1 pseudogene is annotated in these 383 nt (G+C 48.8%); it reads left to right on the forward strand.

The window, feature by feature from the left end:
* A pseudogene (locus tag A3751_RS22420) lies at window positions 1–383 on the forward strand (molybdopterin oxidoreductase family protein); the annotation flags it as partial.

A 383-nucleotide genomic window follows, 5' to 3' on the forward strand; every position in this document is an offset into this window, starting at 1 on the left:
TCAATGAGACAACAAAACATGCCGATTTGATTCTGCCGGGTAGTAGCCAGCTTGAACAATCCCGTTACGATGTTGTATTCAACCTGCTCAGCGTTCGGAATGTCGCGAAGTACTCTCCTGCATTGTTTGAGCCAGGAAAAAACACCAAGCATGATTGGGAGATACTGCTTGAGCTCACGCATCGTTTTGCCTCTGGCGGCAGTCTGCTCGATAACGTGAAAGAGCTTGGCCAGTATCAGGCGATGAAGCGTCTTGGTCCGGATGGTGTGTTGGATATCCTTTTGAGAGTGGGTCCTTATGGCACACAAGTCCCGGGCACTTCTTCGGTTGGTTCATTTGTCATTGATACCATTCAAGATGTTTTTCCGGCGTCGCATCCGATA

Source organism: Oleiphilus sp. HI0080, assembly GCF_001635135.1.